This is a genomic window from Flavitalea antarctica (assembly GCF_054461535.1).
In genome coordinates this window covers 13,645-32,715 of the sequence record NZ_JBTLQG010000005.1, presented here as the reverse complement: position 1 = coordinate 32,715, position 19,071 = coordinate 13,645, and the positions used below count along the sequence as shown (strand labels likewise).

Sequence of the window (19,071 nt, the reverse complement as noted above, 5' to 3'; positions counted from 1 at the left end):
GCTTGTTGTGATAAAGGCTGTAATATAATCGTTGGGTTTGCAACTTACTGGCTTCCTGGTGGTGCCCGGAGCGCATGCTCAAACAGATCAAATTGTAATTCAAAAAAATCCTAATTTGTATGTACAAAACTCTTTACTGATGACCAGCCCTAAATTCAAAGTACTATCCATCGACGGAGGTGGAATACGCGGAATAATTCCCTGCATTATACTCAAATACATCGAAGAAAATACCGGCAAGCCTATTTCCAGTTTATTTGATCTGATCGCTGGTACGTCGACGGGCGGCATTATTTCCGTCGGGCTTACGAAACATGAAAGTAATTTTCAGAACTCATTCAGTGCTGAGCAGATGCTTGAACTTTATGTAAAGTTCGGCAAGGATATTTTTTCTGACCGCCCAAAGGATTTGTTAAGCTGGGTGTCAGCAAAATTGTTTGACAGGCCTTATGATGCCGGGGATATGGAAGCACTGCTTGACAGGTATTTTGGTGAAGCCAGGTTGAAGGATGCATTGTCTAACGTGTTGGTCACCACTTATGATATTGAAAAAGGTAAGCCGTTCTACTTTTCTTCGAGGCTTGCAGCGAAAGACGAGCGCGAGAATTTTAAACTCAGGGAAGTGGCCCGTTCCACTTCCGCTGCACCAACTTATTTCAAACCAAACCTTTTGAAATATGATAAGGAAACTGACCTGGCTTTTGTAGACGGGGGAGTGTTTGCGAATAATCCTTCCATACTGGCTTATAGTGAAGCAAAAGAACTGTGGAAGCAAATGCTGGTTGCTGATCCGTCATTGGCAGAGGCAGACCGGGGATTTGATGCGGTCGTAACAGCAGATGATAATGATCTGCCTTTTTACCTGTTATCGCTGGGCACGGGATTCACTCAAAACGCCATCAAAGGTTCAGAGGTAAAAAATTACCGGAACAAGGATTGGTTCGAACCCTTACTCGCCAATGTGTTCATGCGTAGTGTCGCCGAAAGCACACACTATACCATGAAATATTTGTTGCCGCCCTACGAAAACGGCAGTCCAAGATATCAGCGCCTCGACTTCCAGATCCCCACCGAGATAAGTGAAATGGACAACGCTTCCGAAAAAAACATAAAAAGTTTAGTCAAGGTCGCTGAAACATTTGTGAAGGAGAACGAAGCAGTGCTGAACAAGGTTTGCGAGATTGTGGGGTAGGGAATAAATCCCCCGCCGATCCATGCGAACTAGAATGGGAAATTTATTTCGGCTATACTAGACAGTTTTGACTTAATGAGAGTCTGAAACCGGAATAATTTTCCTGAGATCGCTGCAACAATTTAAAAATCTATCTATTTTTTTTTATTAAATGTTTGGAAATAGTAAAAAAGCAATTACTTTAGAGCCATTAATATTCTTTTGGCCCCTGATTAGCTGTTATTCCCCGCTTTCCTCTGACAAACCCTAATACGACCGTTTTCCATCATCCGCTGAATGATCTCTTGCTCAAGGTAATTTACCTGATTCAGTTTTATGTCCATTTCCGTGATTACGTGAGGTTTGACTCGTGTGAATATCTCAACATGTAATTATGAAGAAGGTCATTTTAAGTGTTAACCCTTTGAAGGCGATGAACTTTTTAATAGAAACTGTTTTGTCACCAAGACATACCGTAATTACAGTACCAAACGCTGTTTTTGGAATGCAAGTACTGAAAAATCGTGGCTCGGTTGATGTCATAATCATCGATGCCGACCACGACTACGAGGAAGGATTTGAATTTATTCACCATGTACGAAACAGCCGCTTATATACTGACTGCACACTGATCTCATTGAGCTCACAAGTGTCTGTGGAAAAAAATTTAGCCTTTCATGAATACCTTGACCAGATATTTCAGAAACCATTTAGCCCTCAGCAATTAATTGATTACGTAAACAAAATACCTGAAGCAAAGTCCATGGACAAAACATAGTTATCAACCTTATCTAAGAAGTTCGCTTAACACCCCCCCTAAAATGAATAAAGACCTTTACGTAAGATCCGTAAGGCATGCTTCTGCATGGCGTAGATTTGAACCTAGACTAAAAACATCCACAGAACCTGGGCCATTTGGCTTGGTTTACGTGGGTAAGAATGAAGAGCTTCCTCATCTTTTTGACGAAGTCTTCAAAAATGGAGCATTAGTTGAGTCGTTAACAGAAGCTGAAAAATTTTTCAAACAAATACCTCGTAGTCAGCATCCTGATGTAATTATTATTGACCTTCCATTTGAAAAAAATGCGCTACATTATTTTCAAAAGTTTCTTCTAGAGAGAAAAATCTGCTCGCGCGCAATCGTTCTTTACAATGACTATAGGCTAACAGCTGCGAACATCAACTATTTGAAACAAAACGCTTTGATAGATGACACAATTAGTTTGTCAACTTCGCAGGATACATTAAATAGGAAACTTCGCTTCCTTAAAAAAGTTAAGCTCAGCATTCAGAAAATGAATTACGCAACATCCAGCGTACAAGTTACGAGGAGTTCAAATCGATCTATGCTTTTCAAAAGGTTCATTGATATCGTATTTTCCTTAATGATTTTAATTTGTAGTCTACCTGTTTTGCTGATAATAGCCTTGTTGATAAAAATTGACAGCCCAGGTCCAATTATTTATCATTCACTCCGGGCTGGACGTGGCTTTAAAATCTTCAAATTTTATAAATTTAGAACCATGGTTGTAGGCGCTGACAAACGAATTGGTGAGTTTGACCATCTAAATCAATATAGCGTTGCCAATACTGGCGAGGCAAAATTTATAAAAATTGAAAACGATCCCAGAATTACAAGATTCGGGAGGTTTCTTAGAAATTCAAGTTTTGATGAATTACCGCAATTGATAAACGTTCTTAAAGGGGACATGTCATTAGTTGGAAACAGGCCCTTGCCCCTGTATGAAGCCAGCACTCTGACGACGAACGAGCATGTCGAGCGATTTATGGCTCCAGCAGGAATAACCGGTTTATGGCAGATTAAAAAAAGAGGGAGAAACGACATGTCTGTTGAAGAGAGGGTTAATCTGGACATCTCATATGCCCGAAAGAACAGTGTAATTTATGATTTCTGGATAGTTGCTAATACCCCTGCAGCACTTTTTCAAAAGAGTAATGTGTAATTGCTATAGTAGAGGATTAAACTTTGGAACGGGTCTTTTATAATGAATGCTAATTATAAAAGTGTGAATTTTGTGCCGATCAAGGTCCGTTATTTGCTCCATTTTCTGAGACTTATAATGTTTTCGTTGTAAAAGATTTCGTCAAACTACTCATATTGCCAGGACTCCACTTTTTACCAGGTCGAACCCAGTTGATCTTCAATACCAATTAAGTTGATACCGCAGCGTTTAGTTTCAGGAAAACGTATTTTTCTCTGTTTTAATTATATTCTTATAGCATTGTACCTCCTCGCATGTATGGTGCCATACCTGCGTTCCGATGAATACTGGTTTATTTCAATTCTTGGGCTTGGTTTTCCCTTTCTGTTTACATCGCTCTGCATCTGCTTAGTGGCTTGGGTGTCGAAAAAGTCAAAATGGTTTTTACTGCCTTTGGTTACGATGTTGTTTGGCTTTCAACAGCTGTCGGTGACTTTTGGATTTCATTGCCTTCAAAATCAATTTAATGTTGTTAAGAGAGATGGATGTTTACGAGTTTTAACTTGGAATGTATTGAACTGGGATGAGATGAACGCACTTACTAATAAGCGGAATAGTCACCGCGATCTTATGATGGATGCGATCTTTGAACAACAGCCTGATGTAATTTGCCTACAGGAGTTTTTTGAACCTTTTCAGTCCCGACGCTTTCGAAGCAACTTGAAGTCGTTAACCCAAATGGGATTTACATACTACTATTTCTTTCCCACGTCGAGTATTTGGAATGGAGAGGCAAAATTTGGTATGGCAATTTTGTCTAAATATCCCATTTCAGACACAGCTTCATTTAGTTTTGGAGGTACACCGCACTCCGAGGGACTTATGTATGCAGACATACAAACCGATAGCCAATTGATAAGAGTTTTTTCTGTACATCTAGAATCGTCCCGATTTACAACTACCGGCTACCTTCCTGACTACACAGTAAATCCTTTAGCGAAGATAAAAAGTAGCATTAACACGTTAAGGACTTCGTATAAATACAGGGCCCTTCAGGCAGAAGTTTTGAGCCATCAAATTCAAGTAAGTCCAAATCCCATAATTCTTTGCGGTAATCTGGGTGATGTGCCTAATTCATATACTTATTTTAAAGTTACCGAGGGATTGACCGATGCTTTTTTATCTAAAGGTGCAGGATTTGGTAGAACGTTTAGATTTATTTCACCAACACTCAGACTTGACTATGTGATAACAGACAAAAGATTTTCGATTTCTCAGTATTTTCGGCCAAAAATTCCATATTCCGATCACTACCCAATAATAGTTGATCTCGATCTCTAGTTTCGGTTGCGGATACCATTTATATGGATTTGTTCAGGGAAATATAAATAACTATTGTGTTATATAATATGCCGGTTGAATATTACATTTATATCACCGCCTTAACCGTCAATTGATGCATAAATATGTTCCGTTGGTTTCAGTAATTGCCATAAACTGGAACACCACTGAAATAACTTGTGAATTTTTGCGTTCCATAGTGGACAATGGTACATTTCCAAATATGGAAGTTATAATTGTTGACAATGGTTCTAACCATGATCCTACAAATGCTTTACGTGCTGTCTTGCCGTGCGTAAAAGTGATTTTGACTGGCGAAAATCTAGGTTTTTCGGGTGGAAACAACGTCGGAATGCGACAGGCAAAGGGCGATTATTTCTTCATAGTGAATAATGATACAGAATTCACCCCTTATTTGATAGAGGGTTTGTTAGAAGTTTTCGAGCACCATGCTGACGTTGGGATGGTCAGCCCAAAATTCCATTATTTTTTCAACAAAGGTATTATTGAATATGCTGGCTATCAAAGTGTGAACGTCTTTACAGGCAGAAATGCCATGATAGGTTGCCGTGAGAAGGATTGTGGTCAGTACAACAAGATTATCCCTACTAACTATGTCCACGGCGGAGCAATGCTTGTTTCAAGAAAAGTTATAGAGCAGGTAGGCATGATGCCTGAGCTATTTTTTTTGTACTATGAGGAATTTGACTGGTCGGAGCAAATCAAACGAAACGGGTTTAAAATTTACTTTCAGCCTAATTCTCTTATTTATCACAAAGAGTCTATGACAACTGGAAAGTCAAGCCCCTTAAAAACTTTCTATCTTACAAGAAATAGAATATTATTCATGAGAAGGAATATGAGTTTACTTAACTATTTAATTTTTCTTTCTTATTTTACCTGCATCACAATACCCAAAAACACTTTGACATTTATCATCAGGGGTCAAAGGTCACACCTACATTCATTTTGGAAAGGAATTATGTGGCATTTCGACCCTAGAATTACATTTAATTAATACTGTATGTGCGGCATCACCGGATTCGTTGATTATAGAAAGGCAACCTCTATTTCGATATTGAAGGATATGACAGATGCAATGGTTCACAGGGGGCCAGATGATGCCGGTTATGAGATCTACGAATCCCGCAACGCTTCCATTGGATTCGGTCAGAGACGGCTTTCGATACTTGACTTGTCGCCTTTGGGTCATCAACCGATGCACTTAGGTGACAACCTTACGGTGAACTTCAACGGAGAGATTTACAACTTCAGGCAAATAAAAAAGGAATTAGAGGACGATGGTTACATATTTTCTTCCGGGACAGATACAGAAGTGATCTTAAACGGTTATGCCCGCTGGGGATTGGACGTGGTACAGAAGTTTATCGGCATGTTTGCTATTGCAATCTATGATAAACAGAAACAGCAGGTTATTCTTATCCGGGACAGGGCAGGAGTAAAACCATTATACTATTACAGCGAAGGTGACCTGCTATTGTTCGGTTCAGAATTGAAAGCGTTGTATAAACATCCAGGTTTTCGTAAGGATATTGATATAAACAGCGTAGCCCTTTTTTTACAGTATAGCTATATTCCTGGTCAGCATTGCATCTTTAAAAATGCTTATAAGTTACTGCCAGGTCATATGCTAACTATTAATTTGACCAACAAGAAGCAAACAATATCGAAATACTGGGATGTTTTTGACTATTATAACAAGCCAAAAATTGATTTATCTGATCAGGAAGCTATTGCTCATACAGATAAGTTATTAAATGAAGCATATGAATACCGAATGGTAGCAGACGTTCCTGTAGGAATTTTTCTTAGCGGTGGATATGATAGTTCCAGCGTTGCGGCACTACTTCAATCTGGGCGAACAGAAAAGTTAAAGACATTTACAATTGGCTTTCATGAAAGTGAATTCAATGAAGCTCCGGAGGCAAAGAAAATAGCGGATTACCTTGGCACAAATCATACAGAATGGTACCTCACGGCAAAGGAAGCCGGGGAAGTTCTATCAATTATTCCAGAAGTATATGATGAACCTTTTGCTGATAACTCGACAGTCCCCACAATCTTAGTGAGTAAATTAGCACGACAGCAAGTAAAGGTTGCACTTAGCGCTGATGGCGGAGATGAGATTTTTGGAGGCTATAATAAATTTAATCAAGCGGAAAAATATACATCGAATATTCCAACCATATTGCAAAACGTGCTAAGTGGGACTATGTCGCTGATTAACCCTCAGTATATCCCTTTTTTTAATAGTCAATATAATTTTGGCACCCGTTATGAAAAGATGAAACTGATCTGGGCCAGCCATGATCCGGTGAAGGCTATGAAGTATATTGGTCAATATATCACTGAGACTGAAGTGGAGTCGTTTCTGGGAAGGCCGTATCAGAGCTACCATACTTTTTTTGAGGATGGCGACAAACTCGCTAAAAATGATGGGGTAACCAATCGGTTACTGGCAATGGATTATAAAACATTTTTGGTAGACAATAACCTGGTTAAAGTGGACCGCGCAACCATGTCTGTCGGACTCGAAGGTCGGGAACCTATGCTTGATCAAAACCTAGTTGAGTTCCTCGCACTGCTTCCTTCTTCATTCAAAATCAGGAACGGCGTGAATAAGTGGTTGCTTAAGGAAGTTGTTCATCGATATATCCCAAAAGAATTGATGGAGAGGCCTAAGAGGCCATTTATTGCTCCTTTAATGATTTGGTTTAAAGACGATCTGAAGGAACAATTGAAGTATTACCTTAATGAGGAGAATCTCTCAAAAAGTGGTGTGTTTAATTACGCTCCTATTATAAAACTGCGTGACGCGTATTTGCATGGAAAAAAAGTAAACTATCAAAAGCTCTGGCAGGTGTTAATTTTTCAATTGTGGTATAATCGCTGGATTGAAAAACTGTAGCTTCCCGCGAGGAATTAATTCATATAATTTGGTGAAAACGCAAAAGATAAAAGTGTTGCAGTGTATCCGGCAAGGTCAGATTGGCGGTGGCGAATCTCATCTGCTGAGTCTTGTCGAAAATATTGATCGCTCAAAATTCGAACCTATTGTTTTGTCATTTACTGATGGCCCTATGATTGGGAGATTGGATAAACTGAAAGTCCCGGCACATGTTATCTTCACTGAGAAGCCCTTCGATATCAGAAAATGGAACCAAATAAAGAAATTTGTCATCGGAACCGGAGTGGATATCATCCATGCTCATGGAACCAGGGCTAATAGTAATATTTTGTGGGCAGCACGCTCTTTAAAAATCCCCGTAATTTACACGGTACACGGATGGTCCTTTCATCAGGACCAGCACCCGCTTGTCCGGCAGCTGAGAATATGGGGTGAAAAATATCTTACGAACCGATCCACCTTGAACATATCAGTGTCTCAATCTAATCAGGAGTCTGGTAAAAAATTTCTTAAAATATTTCAATCTACCGTTATAAATAACGGGATCGACCAAAGAAAATTTGACCCTTCAAGATCTTATAAAAATATACGTGAGGAGCTAAATATCGGACGTGCTAAAGTATTAGTTCTCTTTATTGCGAGGTTTACGGCCCATAAACAACCGTTGAGCCTGTTTGAAGCTTTTCGTAAGGCGGTTACGTCCAATTCCGAAATGCATCTGTTGATGGTCGGGGATGGTGATCAGAAGGGAATGGCCAGTGATGTCATTCAAAGGTCGGGGTTGCATGATAAAGTCACTCTGCTTCCATTCAGACAAGATGTTGCCGATTTGCTGGCAGCCGCAGATATCTTTGTCTTACCATCTTTGTGGGAGGGCCTGCCAATTGGACTACTCGAAGCGATGGCCATGGGAAAGCCTGTGATAGCAACGAATGTAGATGGCACAAAGGAAATAATTAGGAACAATGAAAATGGATTGCTGATAGAAACAAACAACCTCGTAACTAATTTAACGGCCGCATTACTAAAATTAAGTAGCGATCGAAAGTTACGAACAGAGTTTTCACTGAAGGCAATGGAGACTATAAGTCATAAATACAATGCAGCCTTCATGACAAGGCAGATTGAAACTTTATACACCCAAATTTCAAGAACTAGTTAAGATAAAAGTCGACAATGGAATTTATAAGAGTTGCTGATGTCAAACGATTAAATTTTATCATCGAAGTATTAGGTACTCGGCTTCCTTCCGGGGCGGAAGTTTTGGATGTTGGTTGCGGTAATGGAGTCATCTCGAGAAGCCTTGGTGAAAAAGGGCTAAAAGTAAGAGGAATAGATGTGAGTGAAAAAACAATTGCCAAGGCCAGGTCACTGAATACGCTTCCAAACGTGCGGTTTGAGGTTGTTAGCGCTGAGAAACTAGTCGCCGATGGTATGCAGTATCATGCTATAATTTGTAGTGAAGTGCTTGAACATCTGAACGAGCCTGGCACCCTAGTCGGAGTCCTCCATAAAGTGTTGCATCAAGACGGGGTACTCATCGTAACAGTTCCAAATGGAAAAGGTCCAAGAGAACTCTTTGTGACAAAACCTGTTATTGCGTTGAAGAAAAAAAACAACAGAGTTTGGTGGGTGGTTACAAAAATAAAATCTGCATTTGGATATCGAGGGACCACGGCTCAATCAAGTGCGGAGGATCTTACCCATATTCAGTTTTTTACAAAGAGTTCACTGGAACGGCTCGCGGCTGAAAACAATTTCAAAATTGTTTCTTTTGGTAAAACAAATTTCATTGAAGACGTATTCCCATTCTCATTCTTTACCAAAAAAATAAAACTTTTGCAAAAGTGGGACTGCGACCTTGCTGAGAAATTACCCTATCAATTTACGGGGGGATTTGTTACCGTATGGGAAAAAGCTAATAAATGATGTCGTTACTTATAATGATAGGTTGGGTCATTTTCTGGATTATTCAGGGTATTCTTCTTGTTTATTTGCTGCTTCCATCTATATTTTTGCTACTGCATTCCGTAAGCCCCAAAGGCCTTAAACTTCTCAAAAAGAAATACCCGATAGTTTATGAAAGCGACTTTGATTTTGCCGCCATAGTAACGGCTCACCAGGATATACGATTTTTGCCTCCCCTGATTGACTCATTCATGAGACAGGAGTATTCAAAATTCACAGCCTATATAATTGCTGATGACTGTGATATCAGTACGATTCAGTCACCAGATCCTCGGATAATAATAATGAGACCTGCGGAGGCGCTAAACGCCAAAATTCAGTCCATAAAGTATGCGGTGGATCATTTTGTAAGCCAACATGATGCTTTGATAGTTTTCGATTCGGATAACCTCGTGCATCCATCTTATCTGAAAAATCTAAATCAATATTTTCGTCGCGGTTTTCAGGCTGTACAAACCCATATGCTTTCAAAAAATTCTGATACAGTATACGCCAAACTCGATTCTATAGGTCATATCTATAATACCTTTGTAGAAAGGCAATCAAGAATGGAATTGGGACTGTCATCTAGTATACTGGGACTGGGTATTGCTGTGAATACCAGTCTTTACCGTCAGGTAATGTATAAGGATGGGTTGGGTGGGTTTGATAAAAAACTGCAAGCGGATCTGATAAGGAGCATACCTCAGCTTGCATTTGCTGAGGACGCAATTGTGTATGATGAAAAAGTTAAAGATGGTAACACTTTAGAGACGCAGCGAACACGGTGGCTTTATACTTATTTCAAATATTTTTCTATCAATTGGAAATTGTTGGTTGATGGAGTAAAGCAAAAAAAGTTTAACCAGCTGTTTTTTGCATTTTCTACGCTTAGGCCGCCCTTGTTTATAACTATCAGTCTTGCAGTGATTTGCACGCTCATTTGGCTGTTAATTAATCCCTATTTTGCACTTGCATGGCTGGGAGTACTATTAACATACATTCTCAGTTTTCTCGTAATAATACTTACACAGTCCAGGCAAAAAGGGATGTATAAGGCTTTCCTCTACATACCGCTGGTTATTATGAGACAAGTTTCAGCATTGATAAAGATTAAAAGAGCAAGGACTAACTTTTTGAAAACCGAACATGTGGAAGTCATTTACATCGAAGATCTATTGAAGAAATGAATTTTAAAAAACAAATCTTTTATGGATTAAGTTCAGCTTTACCCACTTCTATACTTAGAAGGATGGTGTCATCCTCACCGCTTTATCCTTATCATCATGTTGTATCGGATGAAGTCTTGCCACATATTAAACATCTCTATTCATATAAAAATATTAAAAAGTTCCGCAGCGATTTGGATTATTTGCTAAAGTCTTATACACCGATAACCGCGGGTGCTTTATTAGCAAATATTAAGGGCGAAAAAGCTTTGCCTAAGAACTCTTTCCTGCTAAGTTTTGACGATGGATTTAGAGAAGTTGCTGAGATTATTGCTCCTATTTTGTTGGAGAAAGGAGTTCCCGCCGTTATTTTCCTTAATCCAGCATTTATTGATAATAAGGAAATGTATTATCGTTGTGGAATCAGTCTGTTGATTGAGGCACTGATAAAACAAAAGTCAAATCCCTCCGTGGTGTGGCAATGTTCAAATATTTTACAGGTTCCGGACCCAACCACCAGTGCAATTGTCGCGGCCATGAAGAAAATTACTAACCTTAACCAAAGTCTATTGATCGATTTGTGCGAAGTACTTGATGTTGATTTTAACGAGTACCTGGTAAACCATCAACCCTTTATGTCGAAACAGCAGGTGGAATTTCTCTCGCTCAACGGATTTGAGCTTGGTGGACATAGCTGGGATCATCCCTATTACCAATTACTTTCGATGCAAGAAGCAATTTCTCAAACTGTGAGGTCTTGTAGTTATATAAACGAAAACTTTCCTGAGAAACTATCGCTGTTTTCTTTTCCTCATACTGACCAGGGGATCAGTCAATCATTTTTCACAGAACTTTCCAAGCAGATCCAGATCGATCTTTTCTTTGGTACACAAAATCAGGATGATGAATTGACAAATAAAGTCTTGCATCGATTTAATGCAGAAAGGCCCCAGGTTACACTTAGCAAACAACTAAACGGACTTCTTTTCTGGATGCTCATTCGAAAGTTGGTTAAAGCAAATAAGGTTATAAGAATCTGACATTTCTTAAAGACAAGTGGACGCTGATTACATAGGCACCATTAAAAAGATCGCCTGACATAAATCGCTAAGCCTTTAACCGTCAACGTTATGAGTAAGTTGAAGTTTAATCGCACCAAAATGGTTACTAAAAAAAGCACAGTAACATAATATGAATTTCGGAAATAATACTTATTTTGCTTCGCGATCGACTACCCCCCTCTAAACTAATCTCCTAGGACATAACCTAACAATTAAATCCTTCTGAATTTCCGTTAAAGGTTATGCTTAACCAGGCGTTTGTCGTAGCGTTTGTATAAGCTTGTGAGTTCCAGCTATCCTTCTCAGCAATTTACCGAAGTATCTTTCTATCGAGTTTTAACCCAACTCTATGTTTGTCAATATTTAAGCCCCCTAAACATGAACTCCTACACTAGACACCTTACCCTGTTATTATGCATCCTAATTGGATTTTGTGTGCCACAAATGATGGCCCAGAGCGTGATTGATCCAGCAGATCCTATCGTAATTCATGATCCTGCTAATCCTAGGCCTGTTCCGGCTAGCGGTTCAGTCCAGAAATGGGTCAAAACTAACCGACTGAACTGGAATACATCCTCTTATAAAGCCTACATATATAATGGTAGCGCATTCAGAGTGAAGTTTCCGAAGACCTACTCAACGGTGGCAGATGGGAAAAAATACCCAATCATCATTATGTTTCACGGGCGTGGAGAATATGGAACCGTGTATGATAACGAGTATCAGTTATACCACGGTGGTGAACTGCATAGAAATGCTGTTGATAACGGTACATTTGATGGATATGTACTTTTCATGCAAAATCCGGGAGGATTTTGGGGCGGAGACCTTTATAATAGGATCGCTGCGGTCATTGACTACATGGTTGCGAACAACAAGGTGGATAAATACAAAATCAATATTCACGGTTTGTCATCCGGGGGTGAAGGTGTATGGGACTTCGTAAAGCAGTATCCTACATATGTTGCAAGTGCACTGCCGATGTCATGGACTTCAATTGGCTATAAGGACGATAATGACCTGAAACAAAAGGTAAAATGGATTCCATTTTGGAATTTCCAAGGCGGCTTGGATGGCGCACCTGATCCTGGAACATCGGAGCAGGTAAGGGACGCGATGTTAAACTTAGGTGCAAACTATAAGTATACACTATATCCAAATGTTGCACATGGCACTTGGAACGATGCCTATCGTGAAGGAGATTTTTTCCCATACATCCTCAGAGCTTATAAATCAAATCCATGGACTTTATTCGGAAAGACGGAATTTTGTGCGAATGAAATTTCGACGATCAATGTAACACTTGGCGTATCTGCCGGGTTTAGTAAATATGAATGGCGTAAGGATGCACAGTTAATTCCTGGAGCAACTACAAACCAGATTAATGTTACTACAGTAGGTACTTATTCATGTCGTGTACTGAGGGGCACTGACATTCCCGCTAATTGGTCCGAGTGGTCTCCTATTCCTACCGTCATCAGGTTAAAGCCTCCCACTGTTGCTCCCCCGATCACTGTTTCCGGATTGAAGAGTAAGGTGATTCCCTCATTGGATGGGAGCACTGGTGTTACTCTTGAAGTCCCTGCCGGTTATACATCATACTTATGGCAGAAAGAAGGAAGCACCACTACATTAAGTACTTCACGCACACTGAATGTTACATCGCCCGGCGGTTATAAAATTAGGGTCACTGAACAATTCGGTTGTTCAACTGACTTTTCTGCGCCTTTCCAGGTAATAGATGCAAACGGTCCCAATAAACCGGACGCGCCTATTGGCTTGCTAGTTACTACAATGTCGAAAACTTCTCTGCGACTTGACTGGAGCGACAATCCCGCTCCTCAATATGATGAAACTAATTTTGAGATCTACCAATCTCTGCAACCAGGCGGGCCTTACACTCTTATTGCGTTAAAAGATGCCAATGTACTGACTCATACTGTAAGCGGCCTCAATTCAAAAACCAAGTATTATTACAAGATAAGGGCTGTGAATAATAGCGCAGCTTCTGCTGCTTCGAACGAGGCATCCGGTACAACTGACGAAGATAGCCAGGCGCCCGGAGCGCCGATCGGGCTCAATATTTCCGGTTCAACAAGAAACTCAATTTCCCTCAGTTGGTCTTCTGCAACTGATGACGTAGGAGTGGTTGCGTATGATGTCTACGTTAATGGCATAAATTCTTTTTCGACTGATGAGCTGCAGAAAACTGTTTATAATTTAACTTCAGGCCAGACTTATACATTTCTTGTTAAAGCGAGAGACCTAGCGGGCAATGTTTCGCCGGCGAGCAACCAGGTTTCAGGTCAGGCGATACTTGCCGGCATAAGTTATAAGTACTATACTTTCACTGGAACATGGAATAATCTCCCAAATTTCGCATTGCTTACTCCGGTTGCTTCGGGTGTCATGCCTTCGATTTCATTAACACCCAGGACACAAAATGACAATTTTGCATTTTTTTGGGAGGGGTTCATTAAAATACCCACTACAGGAACATACTACTTTAGGACTAACTCGGATGACGGAAGCAGACTCTGGCTTGGCGCTTTGAATGCGACGACCTCCCCATATTCCTTCACGGGAACGCCTCTCGTTAACAACGATGGTTTGCATGGTGGCGTGGATGTAACATCGGCTGCTATTAATCTTACTGCTGGTGTTTATCCTATTGCAATAGCTTTTTATGAGCAAGGTGGAGGTGAGCAAATGACTGTGTCATGGCGAACGCCCACTTCAGGTTCAAGTTATGCTTCTATCCCTGCGTCTGCGTTTGGTGATGCTCCGGCAAATACAGGAACTCCACCGGCCAGCCCATCTACACTTGTCGCGGTCGCGGCGTCCTACACCCAGATCAACCTGACATGGGTGGATAATAGTGACAATGAAACTGCATTTGAGATTTGGAGATCTACCAATGCATCAACCGGTTTTGTGACCGTTGGGCAGGCGAAGGCCAATGCAACCGCCTATATGGATTCTACAGTAAGTCCAAGCACAAGATATTATTATAGGATCAGGGCGTTGGGTCAACATGGTGAGTCTTCATTAATTGCAAACCTGGGGACAGGCAATGAAGCTAGCTGGAAACTGGATAACAATTACACAGATGGAAGTGGAAATAACCGAAATCTTAGTCAAACCAGCACGCCCACATTTGATCCTATTGATAAGAAGCAGGGTAGCCATGCAGTTAACCTAAATGGCACTTCTCAATACCTCACAATTCCTACTTCGGGATCTTTCCTACAGAATTCATATACCCAAAAAACGGTGATTCTATGGGCGAAATCAGCCAATAATACAGGCAACCGTTTTCTTCTGGATATTGGTGCAAGTGACGATGGCCTTGGACTTAGATTGGATGCAAATAGGCTCTATGCGGGCGTGGCAGGTAATAATACCCGGAGAAATTTCAGCGTGCCGTATACCAGCACATCCTGGAACCATATTGCTCTGGTTTATAATGTCAATTCACTTAAATTATATGTGAATGGAATCGAAGTTTCTGCTAACGACGACTTAGGATTTAATACACTTACTACTACAAATGGTTCTCATCGACTTGGCTACGGAGATGGAGGTAACGGTAACGTATTCCAGACAACAACGCCTGCTCGATTTAGTGGCAAACTAGATGATGTTGAGATCTATAACAGAGCACTTTCAATCACAGAGATTACAACGTTGATGAACGGAGGCTCTTTACCTCAATCTACAGCTACTACTCCGGCTCTTCCTGCAGCGCCTGTAAGCCCATCTTCGCTTTTGGCAAATGGCATATCAACCTCCAAGATCGAGATTAGCTGGTCTGACGTTCCTACCGAAACATCTTACGAATTATTCAGGTCAACGAATACAAATAGCAATTATGTGCTGTTTGCTACATTAGGTGCTAACAGTTCTAGCTATATTGATTCGGGCTTGTTTGCAAATTCTATTTATTACTATAAAGTAAGAGCGAGGAATTTAGGTGGATATTCAGACTATTCTTCAGAAGACAGCGCTAAGACAAGTAATAATCTGCCTAAACTCGTTGGGATCACTGACCAGGCGATGAGGTATGGTACACAGTTGGTGTTAAATGTTTCGGCGACGGATGCGGATCCGGAAACATTAAACATTTCCGTGTCTAACTTGCCGACCTTTGCCACATATATGCCGGGCACTAACGGCAATGGGACGATAACTTTCAATCCACTCTTAGCTAATCAGGGTACTTATAATTCAATTAAAGTTCAGGTGGCTGATCAGAACGGTGGTGTAGACTCAGTAATCTTCCAACTACTGGTAAATGGTAACTTCCTGCCAGTTGTAGCGGATGTGAGCAATATCACAATTGCCGAGCGTGAAACCGCACAGATCTCTCTTGCTGCGAACGATGAAAATGGTGAAACACTGACCTGGTCGTTTACTGGTCTGCCCGCTTTTGCAACACCTGTGATTAATGGCAATAATGTAACTATTAACCTGGCCCCAGGCTATCCTGACAACGGTCCATATCAGGTAACCGCTAAGGTTGAAGATCAGAGTTCTGCGGTGGATACAACTTCTTTTGTTATCAACGTAACAGATGTTAATCCTAACAAGAAAATATTTGTCAATTTTACGGATGGTACTTCAGTTTCACCTGCGCCATGGAATAATACCAACAAGGCCACCCCATCCTTAAACGATAACTTTGCTAACTTAAAGGACGACGCAGGTATTACCACGTCAATTGGACTGCAAATCACTAGTCCATGGCAAAATATCGGAAACGCAACTAATTTGCTCGGAGCCTCAACTGGTAACAATTCAGGTGTCTATCCTGACAACGTAATGAGATCTGCTTATTTCACAGACGCAAATACGCAAACAGTCAGAATTTATGGCCTGGGCACTACGGATAAATACTCTTTTACTTTCTTCGGTAGCAGAGGGGGAGTAACAGATGACAGAACCACGCGATATACAATTGGCGGTACAACTGTAACCTTGAATGCCGCTAGCAATACCCAAAATACAGTTTCTGTAAATAATCTTACTCCCCAACCTGATGGATCACTTGTGCTCACTTTGCAGAAAGGAACTGCCTCTGCATACGGATACCTGAACGCAATGATCATCAATTCAATCTATGACGATGGCACCGTACCGGCGAAACCCAGAAATGTGGCGGCGGTCTCAAACACAGGCAAGGTTAACATCACATGGATAGATGCAGCCTACAACGAGACTGCTTATGAAGTCTATAAATCCACTGATAGGAATGGCGGTTATGCCTTGCTAAATCCAGGTGGAAATAATGCAAATCTTCAAGCTCTGCAGGATGCAGGTGTGGTAGGTAATGTTACCTATTATTATACAATAAGGGCGTTGAACTCATACGGTGCTTCTTTATACAGTGACACTGTTACCATAACCACTCCGAATGGTGCTCCGGTGTTGAACGCCATCTCGGATGTGAAGATAAAAACACAGGATGTAGTAGACATACCAGTATCAGCTGTTGATGCGCCCGGCGAAACCATCACGTTGACAGCTACCGGGCTGCCATCTTTTGCTACGTTCAATGATAATGGAAACGGAACAGGCGTATTGCATGTTGCCCCAGGTAGCACCTCTGGCACCTTTGCTGGAGTCAGGATTATCGCTACAGACAATTCTGGTACAAGTTCCACTCGAGAGTTCAGTATAATCGTGACGGATAAGGATCTGACCTCAATACTGGTTAACTTCAATCAGATTCTGCCGGTCCCTTCGCCGTGGAACAGCTTCAATAGACTGCCAACAGCTAATGCAAGTATCACGGGACTAGTGGATGAGAGCGGAACACCGACAACAGCGGCTATCACCCTTGTTGATGCATGGGAAAATGCCAATGATCTTGGTGCAACTACAGGTACCAACAGTGGAATATATCCGGACAATGTACTAAAAACCGCTTATTTTGAAAGTTCAACCGCCACCAAGCGAATCAGGATTACAGGTCTTTCAACGATCGGGAAAAAGTATAATCTCATCTTCTTCGCAAGCCGAGGGGGCGTAACTGACAACAGAAATACAACTTTCTCAGTTGGAACTCAATCGGTGACAATAAATGCGGCAGGTAATATTAGTAATACAGTGCAGTTGACAGGGCTGACTCCGGACGCAAGTGGTACTATTGAGTTTAATGTCAGGAAGGCAACAGGTTCAGTATATGCATACCTCAATGCACTGGTGATACAATCATATGTGGACAACGGGATCCCTTTCGATCCATCTAGCCTGGCTGCAACGCCGAAGACAACCACTGCAATTGAGTTGACATGGACAGACAAGTCTACGAACGAAACTGGATTTGAATTATACCGGTCCACATCCGCCAATGGTGTTTACTCCCTTGTTACCACCACCGGTGCAAACGTGACCTCATATCTTGACCAGGGATTAGTTCAAAACACAGTGTATTACTACAAAGTAAGAGCCGTTAAAACGCCTGATATTTACTCTGGTTATAGTAACACTGCCAATGCGGCCACACTTTCTTATTCAGTGTTCATTAACTTCAACCAGGAAAATGCCGCCGGTGCTCCATGGAATAATACAAACAAAGCACCTATAGAAGGCGACATATATGCAAACCTGAAAAACGACATCAACAATCCTACTGGTATAAATATGACGGTTGTAGGTTCCGCTTTCTACGGAGTTAATCCGTTTGGAATGAATACCGGAAATAATTCAGGCATATATCCTGATAATGTAATCAGAAGTACCTGGTGGCTCGATGCTGGGCTTACTGCCAGACTTCGAATCGATGGATTAAGCCAGGCGCAAGCTTATAACTTCATTTTCTTCGCTAGTCGCGACGGGGGAGGGTTCTCAGCAGACAGGACCACTAATTACTCAATTGGATCACAGAGTGTCCTCCTAAATGCTGTGAACAATATCAACCAAACCGTACAGATTAATAATGTCGTGGCTGACGCCAACGGATCGGTTATCGTTGAGATCAAAGCAGGAGGTGCGTCGCCTTACGCTTACATAGGGGCTATGGTGATTCAGGCTTATTCTATTGCAACTGAACCGACCGTATTGAAGTCTGCTGCACCTGTACGCAATGGGACTTTGGTCTCGACAAGTATACCACCTTCAAACGAAGTAAGTTCCTTGAACCCAGTAACGGGAAATAACACCGTACGTGCATTTCCAAATCCTTTTGCAGATGATGTTATGATTAATGTATCGCTTGAGAAACCAGTTGATAAATTGTCAATGATTTTACTAGACCTTTCTGGTAAGCCGATCGTCTCAAGGGAACTTCGAAATCTTCCAAGGGGTAATAGCCAGCATAAACTAAACACCGCCGGCGTGAATCTTGGAAAATTACCACCGGGAGTGTACCTGGTTAGGATAATTGGAATGCCGGGTGGAAAAGCGGAAACCATCAAGCTTATCAAAAGATAGCATATACGAGGTTCAAATTAAAACGAGAGGCTGCCTGTGGAAAAGGCGGCCTCTCCCATTCTATGTGACTAAAGGC

At 41.2% G+C, this 19,071-nt stretch carries 11 protein-coding genes; all 11 read left to right on the top strand.

Features of this window, described 5'->3' with window-relative positions:
- Positions 1 to 139: 139 nt before the first annotated feature.
- The 11 genes from ACX0G7_RS07110 to ACX0G7_RS07060 all read left to right on the top strand — a co-directional run bounded on the left by ACX0G7_RS07110 (position 140) and on the right by ACX0G7_RS07060 (position 18,995).
- Positions 140 to 1,192 (top strand): patatin-like phospholipase family protein, encoded by a 1,053-nt coding sequence (locus ACX0G7_RS07110; RefSeq protein WP_458922743.1) that lies wholly within the window; start codon positions 140 to 142, stop codon positions 1,190 to 1,192.
- 373 nt (positions 1,193 to 1,565) lie between these two features.
- Positions 1,566 to 1,949, top strand: a complete 384-nt coding sequence (locus ACX0G7_RS07105) for a response regulator (protein ID WP_458922742.1) — start codon at positions 1,566 to 1,568, stop codon at positions 1,947 to 1,949.
- Between the two features lie 43 nt (positions 1,950 to 1,992).
- Positions 1,993 to 3,135: a sugar transferase gene (locus ACX0G7_RS07100; RefSeq protein WP_458922741.1), complete on the top strand. Its 1,143-nt coding sequence runs from the start codon at positions 1,993 to 1,995 to the stop codon at positions 3,133 to 3,135.
- Between the two features lie 297 nt (positions 3,136 to 3,432).
- The gene (locus ACX0G7_RS07095; protein WP_458922740.1) at positions 3,433 to 4,455 is read left to right on the top strand and encodes an endonuclease/exonuclease/phosphatase family protein; all 1,023 of its coding nucleotides are present in this window, start codon (positions 3,433 to 3,435) and stop codon (positions 4,453 to 4,455) included.
- Between the two features lie 115 nt (positions 4,456 to 4,570).
- Positions 4,571 to 5,473 (top strand): glycosyltransferase family 2 protein, encoded by a 903-nt coding sequence (locus ACX0G7_RS07090; RefSeq protein WP_458922739.1) that lies wholly within the window; start codon positions 4,571 to 4,573, stop codon positions 5,471 to 5,473.
- A gap of 6 nt (positions 5,474 to 5,479) precedes the next feature.
- Complete coding sequence (gene asnB, locus ACX0G7_RS07085; protein WP_458922738.1) at positions 5,480 to 7,384, top strand: asparagine synthase (glutamine-hydrolyzing); 1,905 nt, start codon at positions 5,480 to 5,482, stop codon at positions 7,382 to 7,384.
- Positions 7,385 to 7,415: 31 nt separating this feature from the next.
- Complete coding sequence (locus ACX0G7_RS07080) at positions 7,416 to 8,546, top strand: glycosyltransferase (protein WP_458922921.1); 1,131 nt, start codon at positions 7,416 to 7,418, stop codon at positions 8,544 to 8,546.
- Positions 8,547 to 8,560: 14 nt separating this feature from the next.
- Positions 8,561 to 9,313 carry a class I SAM-dependent methyltransferase gene (locus ACX0G7_RS07075; RefSeq protein ID WP_458922737.1) on the top strand — a complete coding sequence of 251 codons (753 nt, stop codon included), beginning with the start codon at positions 8,561 to 8,563 and terminating at the stop codon, positions 9,311 to 9,313.
- Positions 9,313 to 10,521, top strand: coding sequence for a glycosyltransferase family 2 protein (locus tag ACX0G7_RS07070; protein WP_458922736.1), 1,209 nt, complete (start codon positions 9,313 to 9,315; stop codon positions 10,519 to 10,521). The genes ACX0G7_RS07075 and ACX0G7_RS07070 overlap by 1 nt, the downstream gene beginning before the upstream one ends.
- Positions 10,518 to 11,540: a polysaccharide deacetylase family protein gene (locus ACX0G7_RS07065; RefSeq protein WP_458922735.1), complete on the top strand. Its 1,023-nt coding sequence runs from the start codon at positions 10,518 to 10,520 to the stop codon at positions 11,538 to 11,540. Before ACX0G7_RS07070 ends, ACX0G7_RS07065 begins: the two co-directional genes overlap by 4 nt.
- 465 nt (positions 11,541 to 12,005) lie before the next feature.
- Complete coding sequence (locus ACX0G7_RS07060) at positions 12,006 to 18,995, top strand: fibronectin type III domain-containing protein (protein ID WP_458922920.1); 6,990 nt, start codon at positions 12,006 to 12,008, stop codon at positions 18,993 to 18,995.
- Positions 18,996 to 19,071 lie beyond the last annotated feature (76 nt).